Origin of the sequence: Mycobacterium sp. SMC-11 (assembly GCF_046250095.1) — a bacterium.
Classification (GTDB): Bacteria; Actinomycetota; Actinomycetes; order Mycobacteriales; family Mycobacteriaceae; genus Mycobacterium; species Mycobacterium heraklionense_A.
Genome location: NZ_CP176430.1, coordinates 1,945,351 through 1,958,108, shown reverse-complemented (window position 1 = coordinate 1,958,108; position 12,758 = coordinate 1,945,351). Strand labels below are relative to the sequence as shown.

General features: G+C 69.2%; 13 protein-coding genes. 3 read left to right on the top strand and 10 right to left on the bottom strand.

Going from position 1 to position 12,758, the window contains the following annotated elements; translation table 11 throughout:
* The first annotated feature begins 99 nt into the window (after positions 1 to 99).
* Together ACKY0X_RS09145 and ACKY0X_RS09140 are read left to right on the top strand one after the other, a co-directional pair.
* Positions 100 to 870 (top strand): NAD(P)H-dependent oxidoreductase, encoded by a 771-nt coding sequence (locus ACKY0X_RS09145; protein ID WP_409429175.1) that lies wholly within the window; start codon positions 100 to 102, stop codon positions 868 to 870.
* A 77-nt stretch (positions 871 to 947) separates the two neighbouring features.
* On the top strand, positions 948 to 1,661 hold the full coding sequence (locus ACKY0X_RS09140) for a phosphoribosyltransferase (RefSeq protein WP_409429174.1): 714 nt from the start codon (positions 948 to 950) through the stop codon (positions 1,659 to 1,661).
* Here the strand turns inward: ACKY0X_RS09140 and ACKY0X_RS09135 are convergent.
* Both ACKY0X_RS09135 and ACKY0X_RS09130 read right to left on the bottom strand, forming a co-directional pair.
* Positions 1,658 to 1,999 (bottom strand): hypothetical protein, encoded by a 342-nt coding sequence (locus ACKY0X_RS09135; protein ID WP_409429173.1) that lies wholly within the window; start codon positions 1,997 to 1,999, stop codon positions 1,658 to 1,660. The two genes, ACKY0X_RS09140 and ACKY0X_RS09135, sit on opposite strands and share 4 nt — an antisense overlap.
* Before the next feature lie 44 nt (positions 2,000 to 2,043).
* Complete coding sequence (locus tag ACKY0X_RS09130; RefSeq protein WP_046286882.1) at positions 2,044 to 2,847, bottom strand: DivIVA domain-containing protein; 804 nt, start codon at positions 2,845 to 2,847, stop codon at positions 2,044 to 2,046.
* 520 nt (positions 2,848 to 3,367) lie between these two features.
* Here ACKY0X_RS09130 and ACKY0X_RS09125 point away from each other — a divergent pair.
* A complete protein-coding gene (locus tag ACKY0X_RS09125) occupies positions 3,368 to 4,165 on the top strand; it encodes a DUF2249 domain-containing protein (RefSeq protein WP_409429172.1) in 798 nt (265 codons plus the stop codon).
* 14 nt (positions 4,166 to 4,179) lie between these two features.
* Here the strand turns inward: ACKY0X_RS09125 and ACKY0X_RS09120 are convergent, their stop codons facing one another.
* From ACKY0X_RS09120 to ftsW, 8 genes are all read right to left on the bottom strand, one after another.
* A complete protein-coding gene (locus ACKY0X_RS09120) occupies positions 4,180 to 4,470 on the bottom strand; it encodes a YggT family protein (protein WP_409429171.1) in 291 nt (96 codons plus the stop codon).
* A gap of 70 nt (positions 4,471 to 4,540) precedes the next feature.
* On the bottom strand, positions 4,541 to 5,203 hold the full coding sequence (locus ACKY0X_RS09115; protein ID WP_409429170.1) for a cell division protein SepF: 663 nt from the start codon (positions 5,201 to 5,203) through the stop codon (positions 4,541 to 4,543).
* Positions 5,204 to 5,358: 155 nt separating this feature from the next.
* Positions 5,359 to 6,066 (bottom strand): peptidoglycan editing factor PgeF, encoded by a 708-nt coding sequence (gene pgeF / locus ACKY0X_RS09110; protein WP_409429169.1) that lies wholly within the window; start codon positions 6,064 to 6,066, stop codon positions 5,359 to 5,361.
* Between the two features lie 65 nt (positions 6,067 to 6,131).
* Positions 6,132 to 7,295 carry a cell division protein FtsZ gene (gene ftsZ, locus ACKY0X_RS09105; protein ID WP_409429168.1) on the bottom strand — a complete coding sequence of 388 codons (1,164 nt, stop codon included), beginning with the start codon at positions 7,293 to 7,295 and terminating at the stop codon, positions 6,132 to 6,134.
* A 256-nt stretch (positions 7,296 to 7,551) separates the two neighbouring features.
* On the bottom strand, positions 7,552 to 8,547 hold the full coding sequence (locus ACKY0X_RS09100; RefSeq protein ID WP_409429167.1) for a cell division protein FtsQ/DivIB: 996 nt from the start codon (positions 8,545 to 8,547) through the stop codon (positions 7,552 to 7,554).
* Positions 8,544 to 10,028: a UDP-N-acetylmuramate--L-alanine ligase gene (murC, locus tag ACKY0X_RS09095; RefSeq protein ID WP_409429166.1), complete on the bottom strand. Its 1,485-nt coding sequence runs from the start codon at positions 10,026 to 10,028 to the stop codon at positions 8,544 to 8,546. The genes ACKY0X_RS09100 and murC overlap by 4 nt, the downstream gene beginning before the upstream one ends.
* 52 nt (positions 10,029 to 10,080) lie before the next feature.
* Entirely contained in the window at positions 10,081 to 11,226 is a 1,146-nt protein-coding gene (gene murG / locus ACKY0X_RS09090; protein WP_409429165.1) for an undecaprenyldiphospho-muramoylpentapeptide beta-N-acetylglucosaminyltransferase, read from the bottom strand.
* Between the two features lie 3 nt (positions 11,227 to 11,229).
* On the bottom strand, positions 11,230 to 12,756 hold the full coding sequence (gene ftsW, locus ACKY0X_RS09085) for a putative lipid II flippase FtsW (RefSeq protein ID WP_409429563.1): 1,527 nt from the start codon (positions 12,754 to 12,756) through the stop codon (positions 11,230 to 11,232).
* Positions 12,757 to 12,758: the final 2 nt, after the last annotated feature.

The window sequence follows — 12,758 nt, the reverse complement described above, 5'->3', positions numbered from 1 at the left end:
GTAGTTGCGGCTGAAAGCGTGTACTGCTCGGCCAAAGTCGGATCTCGCCGCGACTGCTGTAATGGCGGTGTGACAAGGACTAGACCACGGGCTCTGTGGGTGTACGCCCACCCGGACCGTAAGTCGTTCAACCACCAACTGTTCGCCGCCGGCCGCGCCGAGTTGAGCAGCACCTACGACGTTTCCACAACTGACCTCTATGCCGAACGGTTCGATCCTGTTCTTTCGCACCGTGACCTCGGCTCGCACGCCGGCGTCGACGGCACCTTCTTGAACCGATGGGCCACGGCATACCACGCAGGTGACCTTCCAGACGAGATCCGCGCGGCGCAGCAAATGCTCTTAGATGCCGATCTCATCGTGCTGCAATTCCCACTCTGGTGGTACGGCCTTCCGGCAATCCTCAAGGGGTGGATTGATCGTGTATTCACGTCGGGTTTCGGGTTTGATCTGCCGCCCGGACCAGATCGCCTGCCGCGGCGCTACGGCGAGGGCCTGCTGGCGGGCAAGCGAGCCCTTGTCATCGTCAGCGCTGGCGAGACGGCCGCCGCACTCGGCCCGCGAGGCCTCGGCGGCGACATCGATACGCTGCTGTTCGGCCTCACGCACGGCGTGCTCTGGTACACCGGCGTAGCCCCCTACCCAACGCACATGATCGCCGACGCAGATGACCTCGACGCAGCCGGCGTTCAGCGCGAGCTCGGTCGGCTTACGGACCGCATTGCCCGCCTGGACGACGAAGCGGTGATTCCCTACCGCCGACTCGACAGCGGCGACTATCGACCAGGCCGAGTGCTGCGCACTGAACTTGCGCCGGGGCGTATCGACCTCGGCCTGCATCTGTCAACGACGAACGAAGATGATCAGTAGGCCTCGTCGACATCAGTCCCACGGCCCGGGCCGATCCCGCCGCCGGATGCCCCAACCGTCGTAGGCTCGATGGGGAGATGACTCGTCCAGGCGCGTACCTTCGCCAGCCGGCGCCACGCACCTTTCACGACCGCCGTGACGCCGGCCGGGCCCTGGCCGAGCTCTTGACCGGCTACCTGTCCGATTACCTGCCCGGCGTAGCGGGCGCCCAGGGCGTGGTGGTGCTGGGATTGGCCCGCGGCGGAGTGCCGGTCGCCTGGGAGGTCGCCGCCGCGCTGGGGGCGCCGCTGGACGTGTTTCTGGTCCGCAAGCTCGGTGTGCCGCAGCAGCCCGAGTTGGCCATGGGCGCGCTGGCCGGCGGCCAAGTGGTGATGAACGACGAGGTGGTCCGCAGCCTGCGGATCAGCGATGACGAGGTGCAGTCGGTGATCGACCGCGAGACCACCGAGTTAGGCCGCCGCGAACGTGTCTACCGTGGCGACCGGCCGCCGGCCGATCTGCGCGGCCGGGTGGTGATCTTGGTCGACGACGGCATCGCCACCGGTGCGAGTGTGCTGGCGGCGGTGCGGGCGGTCCAGGCGGCCGAGCCGGCGTCGATCATCGTCGCCGTGCCGGTCGCGCCACCGTCCGCGCGCCGCAAGATCGCCCAGGAAGCCGACGACATCGTTTGCGTCACCACCCCCGACGCCTTCGACGCCGTGGGACAGGTCTATCGCGACTTTGACCAGACCGACGACGACGAAGTCCGCGACCTGCTGGCCGCACCGACTACGGGCCGAGCAGCGGGCTAGTCGGCCGAGTGGTTAGCGGGCTCCTCGGCGGCCTCTTCGGTCGCCTCGGCGGCCTCAGCGTCGAAGTCCGCCACCTCGGCGGCGTCGGAGTTCTCGAGATCAACAGCGTCATCGTCGGCGGAAACCTCGGACTCCTCGACAGCGTCCCCGGCATCCAAGGGCGCCTCGACCGCTGGGGCGTTCGCGCGCCGCTCCCGCAAGGCGTCCACGATCAGCAGCAGCACGCCCAGCACGCTCGCACCGATGCAGACCCACGCCACCAGCGCATTGCTGGTGACGACGGCGAACACCAATGCGGCCAGGCCGATTACCGCCAATACCAATGCGATGACCAGCATCGAATCACCTCCAGTCCGACGGGCGAACTACTCGACTCCGACGGTCAGTTGGTGCCGCGGTTGAAATGGTTGAACCCGCCGCCGTCGCCGGTGGCGCTGCTGTCGACCGGTGCAGCCGAGCCGCGCTGGCCCAACTCCTCGAGCTGGGATTCCAGGTAGGTCTTGAGCCGGGTGCGGTACTCGCGCTCGAAGGTGCGCAGCTGTTCGAGGCGACCTTCCAGCACGGTGCGCTGCTGGTTGATGGTGCCCATGATCTCGGAGTGCTTGCGCTCGGCGTCGGCCTGCAGCGCGTCGGCCTTCTCCTGAGCCTGGCGCAGCTGGGTCTCCGAACGGGTCTGCGCGTCGGACAGCATGGCGTCGGCACGCTGGCGAGCTTCGGCGACCGTCGTCTCCGCGGTTTGGCGCGCCTCGGTGAGGATCTGGTCGGCGTTGGCGCGGGCGTCGGCCATCATCTTCTCCGACTCGGCCCGGGCGGTGCCGGTCAACCGGTCGGCGGTGTCCTGGGCCAGGCTCAGCACGCGCGCCGCCTTGAGGTGCTGCTCCTCGGAAGGCACTTCGGCTGCCGGCGCGGCGACCACGGGCTGCGGCGGCGCCACCGGCTCCGGGGCGGGCTCGTAGGCCGGGATCGACGGAATCGACTGGGCGCCGCCACCGGCACGGGCCGCGGCCAGGTCCTGGTCGAGCTCGCTCACCCGCTGACGCAGGTCGGCGTTCTCCTCGATGAGGCGCGTCAGCTCGGTCTCCACCAAGTCAAGGAAGGCGTCGACCTCGTCCTCGTTGTAGCCGCGCTTCCCAATCGGCGGTTTGCTGAACGCGACGTTATGTACGTCGGCCGGTGTTAGTGGCATCGTCTGCCCCCTCGAGTCAGGTAGTAGTTAGCGCCGATCGGGCACGATAGTCGACCGGGAAAACGCTCGCCGTGTGTAACTGCCGTCCATCCTGTCACATCCGCCGCTGCGCTCGGCAATGTGAACGATATTAAGAGTGAATTTCAAATTGCTGCCACAGAAATCACGCTTTGGCAAACGGAAGCCCTGAGGGCGATCGGCGATCCCGGCCGGTGAGCGGTGCCGGCAGATCACCGCGGCGAGACCAAAACCGCCGGGAACTGGGCCTCGTGCCGGCGCCGACAGCCGGGTGCGGTTCGCCCCTTCCAGCCGAGGGCAGCAAAGTGCTTAGGCGCCCCACCAGCGAAATGTGATCTATTTCGCTTCGCGTCCAAACGTGTCGTCCGCCGCTCCCGCGGCCCCGGCCGAGCCGGCAGGGGCTACCGGCACGGCCACCTGCACCGTATTATTCACAATCGCGGCCCGTAAATATTCGTGACGGGGTCGAACCACGCGGGACCGACCGGAGGGACACTCGGCAATGACAACCAATGACGTGGTCATGGCGACCAGCGCAGCGGACTCGGCAGCCGTCGAGGACATCCGATCTCGCTACGCCGAACTCCTCGGCCGCCAGGCCGCCCTGGGTGCAGCGTTGTTCGCCGCGGTCGCCGGGCCGGCCTTCGACGAGGCTCATCGGGCCGCGCGGGCCTCCATCGACCAGGTGGTACGACCCCAGTTACGGGCCGCGGTGGAGCTGTTATTCCCGGCCGTGGCCGGTGTCGAGCGCTCGCGGCTGCTAGTCGAAGGCCTGCTCGGTGACATCCAGCTGATCGAGCAGGTGGCGGCGCGCATCGCCCAGGGCACCGACCGGGTTCAGCTGGTCGCCCACACCGAGGTCCTGCGCGTACTGCTGGAGGCCGTGCTGGGCAAGGTCGCCGACCTGCTGCTGCCCGCACTCGCCCAGGCCAGCGGCGTCTCGCTGGCTGCACTGGCCGCCCAACTGCCCGGCCTGGATGACGTCGCCTCCGGGTCGGCTCCCACCGCCCAGCCCCGCTCCGCGACCCACGGGCACGACGGCCACGCCGGATGCGGTTGCGGCGAGGAGGACGACGAGACGCCCGAGCTCGACGTGCGCGAGGTTCCGCACGCCATCAGGCATGCGACGGTGTTCGGCGCCTTCGACGCGGTTCCGGTGGGCGGCTCGCTGCTGCTGGTGGCCCCACACGACCCGATTCCGCTGCTGCGTCAGCTCGCTGAGCGCAGCGGTGGCCGGCTGGCGGTCGGCTACGAGGAGCGTGGCCCGGAGGCCTGGCGGTTGCGGCTGACCCGCGTCTGAGCCCCGCTCCGGCCCTAAGCGGCGTGCTGCAGGGCCAATTCCATCCCGACGAACGCGATTAGCAGCAGCACCATGATCGACAGATCGATGCGCACCGCCCCGATAGTCAACTGCGGGATGAGCCGTCGCAGCAGCTTCACCGGCGGATCGGTGATGCTCATGATCAGTTCCAGGACCACCACGGTGGCACCCGTCGGGTGCCAGTCACGGCTGAACGAGCGGATGAACTCGATGACGATCCGAGCGATCAGCAACAGCCAGAAGACAAATAGCGCGATGCCAAGAATCGTGAAGAACAGCGCCAACGGAATGCGACCTTACTGACGAGGGTGTGCCCGCATCAGCAGTGCTGACCGGCTCGACTGCCGTTCCAGCCTACCGATAGGCGTAGAAGCCGGTCTCGGCGATGCGGCGACGCTCCTCCGGGGAGACGTCGACGTCGGCCGGCGACAGCAGAAACACCTTGGTCGCGACCTTGTCGAAGGAGCCGCGCAGGGCGAAGGCAAGACCCGCCGCGAAGTCGACCAGTCGCTTGGCGTCGGCGTTGTCCATCGACACCAGGTCCATGATGACCGGGGTGCCGTCGCGGAACCGCTCGCCGATGGTGCGGGCCTCGCTGTAGTCCTTGGGCCGCAGCGTGGTGATCTTCGACAGCGGGCTGCTCTCGTCGAACATCTGCGCCATCCGGCGAGGCTCCATCGCCAGGGCGCCGCGGGTCGAGCCGCGCAGCGAGGAGAACCGGCGCTCGAAGTCGCGGGGACGGTCGAACTCACGCGCCCGGTAGCGGGGGTCGTCCTCGTAGCCGCCGCCCCGGTAGCCCGCCGGTGCGTCGTCGTAGTCGCGGTCCTCGAAGCGGTCGTCGTAGCGGCTCTCCGCGCGGCCGCCTACGCGGTCGAAAACGTCCTCGCCGAATCGCTCCGCCCGAGGCGCGTAGTCACGCGACCCGGCGCGGTCATCGCCGTCGTCGTAGTAGTCGTCGTCGTAGTCCTCCATAGGAGCCATCCCGAAGTAGGCCTTGACCTTGTGGAGTGTGCTCATCCTTGGACCCTTCTAGGCTGATGACTGTGATGAAGGTGTGACTGAAGTGACTAATAACGGTGACGGTAACGGCAGCGAGCGCATTGGCGCGGCACCGACACGCGGACAGCTCCCACCGGTTTCACCCACCCCCTCTAGCGACCTCTACCGAGCACTCATTCCAGCCACACCAGGGACGCCAGCCGACCGGTGAGTCCGTCGCGACGATGACTGAACAGTTTCGGGTCCGCGGCCGTACAACGCGGGTCGGCGTCGATGGCCTGCACGCCCAATCCCCTTAGTTGACGCGCGATTCCGGCCCGCAGGTCCAGGCCGACAGTGCCCGCCGAGGTGACCGTGCGACTGCCCGGCAGCGCCGCCTCGACCTCGTCGGCCATCTCTGCGGGCACCTCGTAGTGCAGCCCGCTGACCGCCGGGCCCAGCAAAACCGAAACGTCGCCGGCTCGCGCCCCGGCCGCCAGCATGTACTCCAGCGCGCGAGCGACCACACCGTGCTGCGCGCCGACTCGGCCGGCATGGACCGCGGCGACCACCCCGGCCCGCGCGTCGGCCATCAGCACCGGGACGCAGTCGGCGGTGACCACCACCATCGCCAGCCGGGGCACGGTGGTCACCAGTGCATCGGTGGCGTCGATCGGGGTGTCGCGTGGCCCGTCGACGACCACCACGTGATCGCCGTGGACCTGGTTCATCCACACCAACCGGTCGGGACCAAGGCCGGTGGCCTTGGCCAGCCGCGCGCGGTTGGCCGCCACCGCGGCCGGGTCATCGCCGACATGGTCGCCGAGGTTGAAGCTGTCGAACGGTGCCTTCGACACGCCACCGGAGCGGGTGGTCGTCACCCGCCGGATGCGAAAAGTCATGGGATGAAGGCTAGTGGTGGTCGCGAGCGCGGCGAAGCCGGGCGAAGCGGGCCAGCGCCATCAGTTCAGTGCCGCATGAACGGTGGCACGTCGACGTCGTCGTCGTCGCAGCCGTCATCGCCATTGCGTCCACCGACGCTGACCGTCGCACCATTGGTGGCAGTCGGCACACTGACCGCATCGACCGGGTCGAACAGCGACGTGCTGACCTTGCCGGCCTGTCCGGGCGCCATCGCGTGCCGGGCCGCACCGGCCGTACCGGTCACCGGCTTGCGGCCGGAGCCCGCCGAGTCGAAGCCGGCCGCGATCACCGTGACCCGCACCTCGTCGCCGAGGGAGTCGTCGATCACGGTGCCGAAGATGATGTTGGCCTCGGGGTGCGCGGCGTCCTGCACCAGCGATGCCGCCTCGTTGATCTCGAACAACCCCAGGTCGCTGCCGCCGGCGACCGACATCAGCACGCCCTGGGCGCCTTCCATCGAGGCTTCCAGCAGCGGCGAGTTGATCGCGATCTCGGCGGCCTTGAGCGCCCGCCCGTCGCCGCGGGCCGATCCGATGCCCATCAGCGCGGTGCCGGCGCCGCTCATGATGCCCTTGACATCGGCGAAGTCCACGTTGATCAGGCCGGGGGTGGTGATCAGGTCGGTGATGCCCTGGACACCGTTGAGCAACACCTCGTCGGCGCTGCGGAACGCGTCCATCAGCGAGACCTGGGCGTCGCCCATCTGCAGCAGTCGGTCATTGGGGATCACGATCAGGGTGTCGCAGCTCTCCCGCAGCGCGGTGATGCCGTTCTCGGCCTGGTTGCTGCGCCGCTTGCCCTCGAAGGAGAACGGCCGGGTGACCACGCCGACGGTCAGTGCGCCGAGCTTGCGCGCGATGGTCGCGACCACCGGGGCACCTCCGGTGCCGGTGCCGCCGCCCTCGCCGGCGGTGACGAACACCATGTCGGCGCCGCGCAGCAGCTCCTCGATCTCGTCCTTGGCGTCTTCGGCGGCCCGACGACCCACTTCGGGGTCGGCGCCGGCGCCGAGGCCGCGTGTGGAGTCACGGCCGACGTCGAGTTTGACGTCGGCGTCGCTCATCAGCAATGCCTGCGCGTCGGTGTTGATCGCGATGAACTCAACGCCCTTGAGGCCCTGCTCGATCATCCGGTTGACGGCGTTGACGCCGCCACCACCGATACCCACGACTTTGATGACGGCCAGATAGTTGTGCGGTGGGGTCATCGTTCGTCTTCCTCCCTGGTGGGATTGGAGTCCTCTCTCGGGCCGGGCTTGACGCGGAACTCCCCGATTCTGTCTTCAACAAAACCCTCAACCTCAACCAAAGGCTTAGAGTTATGTCAAGTTGTTCCGCGCAACCGCCACAGTAGGGCCGCCTGCGCCGTCATCGGCGCCGACGCGCCGAGACACGCCCAGCGAATTTTCCTGTAGGGCGGGTCTTCCCGCTGACCCTTCACCCGTGGAGTGGGGTTCGACGGCGCTATCGGACGGTGGGCAGGTCCGGACTCGACACGTCATAGGTGTGGCCGGGCTGGGTCAACAACGCCGCCAGCTTCTGGGCCTTCTCCGCGGTGCGGTCGGTGTTGCCCCAGACCACCACCCGGCCATCGGCCAGCGTCAGGGTGATCGACGCCACCGACGGCGCGGCCACCCGGCTGATCTGGCCGGCCACCTCGGGTGCCAGCGAGGTCATCACCTGCAGGGCGGCCAAAGTGGACGGGTCCGCCGGGCCGGGATTGTCCACATCGAAGAACGGCAGCATCCTCGGCGGCGCACCGGTCGCGAAGTCGACGCCGTCCCGGTCGAACAGGTGCGGGCCGTCGGGAAAGTCCTTGTAGACCACCGGTACTCGCTCAACCACCGCGATCCCCAGTACCGAGGGATACTGCCGCTGCACCCGGGTGCTGGCCACCCGTCGGATCGTCGCGACCCGATCGGCCACACTGCCGGTGTCGATCTGCAGCAATGGCGTTCCCAGCTGCACCCGCGCCACGTCCAGCACTTCCTCACGGGTCACCGTCGCGATCCCGCTGACCTCGATCTCGCGCACCGACATCAACGGGGTGAAGTACAAGATCAACCCGAGCCCAACCACGAGCACCGCCGCCAGGAAGACCGCCAACACCATCTTCAGGCCCCGAATGGTGCCGCGGGGAACGCCTTTCGCCGGTTCGGCAGAACCCGTGCGCAGTCGCCGCTTCGCCTCGCGGCGGGCCTGTTCGATCGCCTCGGCACGCGCCTGCGCGGCGCGCCGCTCCGCGCGTTCTCGGCGGGCCCGGCGCCGCGGTCCCTCCACCTCGGCGGGCTCGTCGGCGGCTTCGGCCTCTGGGTCCTCTGCGGCGCCTGCGCCGGCTTCGCCCTGCGGGACAACATCCGGGTCCGGCTCAGCGGCTTCGGCGGCTTCGCTTTCGGGGACGTCCGCGGCGTCGTCCGGATCCTCCGGTGGAACAGCCGGGGTTTCGGGCGGCACGGTCACAGCGCGCCCGGGCTGCCGGGACGGGTCCGATCGCTGCGCGCCCGCAACGCGCTGACGATCTCCGGGCCCAGCACGGTGACGTCGCCGGCGCCCATGGTGATGATCACGTCGCCCGGACCGGCTGCCGCTGCCACCGCCTCGGGCACCGCCGAGAAGTCGGGCAGGTAATGCACCGGCACACTGACATGTTCGGCGACACTGGCGCCGCTCACCCCGGGCAACGGCTGCTCGCGCGCGCCGTAGACGTCGAGGACGAAAACCTCGTCGGCGCCATTCAGCGACCGGCCGAACTCGGTGGCGAATTCCTTTGTCCGCGAATACAGATGCGGCTGAAACACCACCAGGCTGCGCCCGGTTCCACGCTCGTCCAGCAGGGCCCGAACCGCGGTCAAGGTCGCGGCGATCTCGGTGGGATGGTGTGCATAGTCGTCGAAGACCCGAACCGATCCCGTGACGCCCGCCGACCCGACCAGCTCGAATCGTCGCCGCACCCCGTCGAACCCGGCCAGGCCGTCGAGCACCGCATCCAGCGGCGCACCGACCTCGACCGCCGCCAGCAGCGCACCGAGCGCGTTAAGCGCCATGTGGCGTCCGGGCACCGACAGTCGCATCGCCCTGCGCTCGCCCGTTCCAGCCAGCATGATCTCGGCGACCGCTCCGGTGCCCTGCTGCTCCCAGGCGACCAGCTCGCCGTCGAGCGCCGCCGTCCCGGGGCGTTCGGTGCCGTAACGCAGCACCCGGATGCCCTGTGCCGCAGTGCGCTCGGCCAGCTCGGCGCCGCCGGGGTCATCGACGCACACCACCGCTGCCCCACCCGGCGCAATGCGCTCGACGAACGCGTCGAACACCTGCGTATAGGCCTCGGCACTACCGAAGAAGTCGAGGTGGTCCGCCTCGATGTTGGTCACCACCGCGACGTTGGGGGTGTACTCCAACAGCGAGCCGTCGCTCTCGTCGGCCTCGGCGACGAACAGCGGCCCGCTGCCGTGATGGGCGTTGGTGCCGGCTTCTGCACCGGCAGAACCCAATTCGCCACCAACCGCGAACGACGGATCGAGCCCACAGTGCTGCAACGCGACCACCAGCATCGATGTGGTGGTGGTCTTGCCGTGGGTGCCGGTGACCATCAGCGTGGTGCGCCCGGCCATCAGCTTCGCCAGCACCGCCGGTCGCAATACCACCGGGATGCCGCGACGACGGGCCTCGACGAGCTCGGGGTTGGTCTTGGGAATCGCCGCGTGGGTGGTGACCACCGTGGTGACCCCACCGGGCAGCAGATCCAGGGCCGACGCGTCATGACCGATGCGCACCTGCGCGCCCCGGGCCCGAAGCGCGTGAATCCCGCGCGACTCCTTGGCATCCGAGCCCGAGACGAGCCCCCCACGGTCCAGCAGGATGCGGGCGATACCGGACATGCCCGCTCCCCCGATGCCGACCATGTGCACCCGGCTCAGCTCCGGCGGCAGCTGGTCGGCGCTCACTGGTCGCCCCTGGCTGCGCTCGCGACTTCCAGTGCGACCCTGCTTATGCCGCTCACTGGTCGCCCCTCGCTGCGCTCGCGACTTCCAGTGCGACGGAAGCCACCCGTCGCGCCGCCTCCGGGTGCCCGGCCAGCACCGCGGCGCTGGTCATCGCGGCCAGCCGCGCGGTATCGGTGAGCAGCCCGGCGACGGTATCGGCCACGAAATCCGGGGTCAGCGAGGCGTCGTCGACCAGGATTCCACCACCGGCGTTGACCACCGGAAGCGCGTTGAGGCGCTGTTCACCGTTGCCGATCGGCAGCGGCACGTACACCGCGGGCAGCCCGACCGCCGACACTTCGGCAACCGTCATCGCCCCGGAACGGCAGATCGCCAGGTCCGCGGCCGCATACGCCAGGTCCATCCGGTCCAGATAGGGCACCGCGACATACGGTGGATCACCCGCACCGGGCGCCGGCAGGTCCAGGATGTTCTTGGGTCCGTGCGCGTGCAATACCGAAACGCCCGCGGCGGCAAGATGTTTGGCCGCACCGGCCACCGCCTGGTTGATCGAGCGAGCGCCCTGCGATCCGCCGAAGACCAGCAGCACCCGAGCGTCGTCGGCAAAGCCGAACTCAGCGCGGGCCGCCGCACGCAGCGCGGCCCGGTCCAAGCTGGTGATCGCGGCCCGCACCGGCACCCCGACCACCTCGGGGTGGGCCAGGCCGCAGTCGGGAACTGCCGACAGCACCCGCTGCGCGCCCCGGGCGCCGACCCGGTTGGCCAAGCCGGCGCGGGCATTGGCCTCGTGGATCACCACCGGCACCCGCTTGGCGCCGAGACCGCGCGCGGCCAGATAGGCCGGCAGCGCCACGTAGCCGCCGAAGCCGATCACCACGTCGGCCTGCACATCGCGCAGCACCGCCCGGGTCTCGCGAACAGCACGCAGCACCCGCAGCGGCAGCCGGGCCAGGTCGGCATTGATCTTGCGGGGCAATGGCACCGGGGTGATCAGCTCCAGGTCGTAACCGCGGGCTGGCACCAACCGGGTCTCCAGACCGCGCGCGGTGCCCAACGCGGTGATCCGGACGTCGGCGTCCAGGGCACGGAGCGCGTCGGCGACCGCCATCGCAGGTTCGACATGGCCGGCAGTGCCCCCGCCGGCGAGGACTACCGATAACGACGCACCGCGGTCCGCTGAGATGACCGAGTCGTTCACCGCCTATCGCTGACCTTCCAATGCGCGTACGCGTCCGCCAGTCGGACGCGCCCCGGCGTGACGCCGGCCGCCTCCATTTTGCCCTGCGCGCCCGGCGCCTCGACCGGCCGCCCGAGCCGGCGCCTGCGCTGCGGCGCGCTGGCGGCCCGCGCGGGCCGGAGCCTGTCGGGGGCTCTGGGCCGTTCGTGGCCGTGGGGACGCCTGCGGACGCGACCGCAGCCGGTCGCGCAGGGCCTCAAGACGGGTCGGCGAGTACGGCTCGGGCAGCGGCAGCCGCAGAATCCGGTTCATCCGGTCGTCCTGGCCGGCGCGCAGCGCCGCCACCGCCTCCGGTTCGTGCCGGGCCGCGTTGGCCATGATGCCGACCATGAACAGCGTTGTCGCCGTGGAGGTTCCACCCGCAGAAATGAGCGGCAGCTGGATTCCGGTGACGGGCAGCAGCCCGATCACGTAGCCGACATTGATGAACGACTGACCGATCACCCACATCGTGGTGGCGGCGGTCAGCAGCCGCAGGAACGGGTCCGCGGAGCGCTTGGCGATCCGCATGCCGGTGTAGGCGAACAGCCCGAACAGCGCCAGCAGCCCGAACCCGCCGATGAAGCCGAGCTCCTCGCCGATGATGGCGAAGATGAAGTCGTTGTGCGCGTTGGGCAGGTAGTTCCATTTCGCGGTGCCCTGCCCCAGGCCGTCGCCGAAGATGCCGCCGTTGGCCAGTGCGAACTTCGCCTGCCGCGCCTGGTAGCCGGCGCCCTGCAAGTCGGCGTCGGGGTCCAGCCAGGATCGCACCCGGTCGGAGCGGTAGCCCTCGGTCACCGCCATGATCGCGGCGGCGGCGACGATGGCCGCCAACGAAGTGAGAAACACCCGCAACGGCAGACCGGCGTACCACAACAGCGACAGCAGGATGATGCCCAGCGACACCGTCTGCCCGAGGTCGGGCTGGGCGACGATCAGCACCAGCGCAACCACGGCGGCCGGCACCAGCGGGACGAGCATCTCGCCCAGCGTCGCCCGTTCCATGCGCCGGCTTGCCAACAGGTGTGCGCCCCAGATGACGAAGGCGATCTTGGCCAGCTCGGAGGGCTGCATGGAGAAACCGGCGATGACGAACCAGCCGCGGGAGCCGTTGGAGAGCGTGCCGATGCCCGGGATCAGCACCAGCACCAGCAGCACGATGGTGAAGGCGAAACCGGCAAAAGCCATGCGCCGCATGAATCGGACCGGCATGCGTAACGCCACATAACAGCCGACCAGTCCGATCACGGTCCACAGCACCTGCTTGCCGAAGATCCGCCACGCGGATCCGTCGGTGCCGTAGGACTCCACCCCCGAAGCCGACAGCACCATGATCAGGCCGAGCGTGGTCAACAGCGCGGCCACCGCCACGATCAGATGGAACGACGTCATCGGCCGGCCCAGCCAGGCGCCGAACCGGGTGCGCGGCTCGCGCTTGGCGGCCTTGTCCGCGGTGTCATCGGAAGTGGCGGCATCTGGGGCCCCGGCATCCCGCCGCAGCCGGGCCAGGATGC

Bases quoted from the DNA above. Each gene is read 5' to 3' on its own strand.
- ACKY0X_RS09140 (WP_409429174.1), top strand. From the start codon at position 948: ATGACTCGTCCAGGCGCGTACCTTCGCCAGCCGGCGCCACGCACCTTT.
- ACKY0X_RS09135 (WP_409429173.1), bottom strand. From the start codon at position 1,999: ATGCTGGTCATCGCATTGGTATTGGCGGTAATCGGCCTGGCCGCATTG.
- ACKY0X_RS09130 (WP_046286882.1), bottom strand. From the start codon at position 2,847: ATGCCACTAACACCGGCCGACGTACATAACGTCGCGTTCAGCAAACCG.
- ACKY0X_RS09125 (WP_409429172.1), top strand. From the start codon at position 3,368: ATGACAACCAATGACGTGGTCATGGCGACCAGCGCAGCGGACTCGGCA.
- ACKY0X_RS09115 (WP_409429170.1), bottom strand. From the start codon at position 5,203: ATGAGCACACTCCACAAGGTCAAGGCCTACTTCGGGATGGCTCCTATG.
- pgeF (WP_409429169.1), bottom strand. From the start codon at position 6,066: ATGACTTTTCGCATCCGGCGGGTGACGACCACCCGCTCCGGTGGCGTG.
- ftsZ (WP_409429168.1), bottom strand. From the start codon at position 7,295: ATGACCCCACCGCACAACTATCTGGCCGTCATCAAAGTCGTGGGTATC.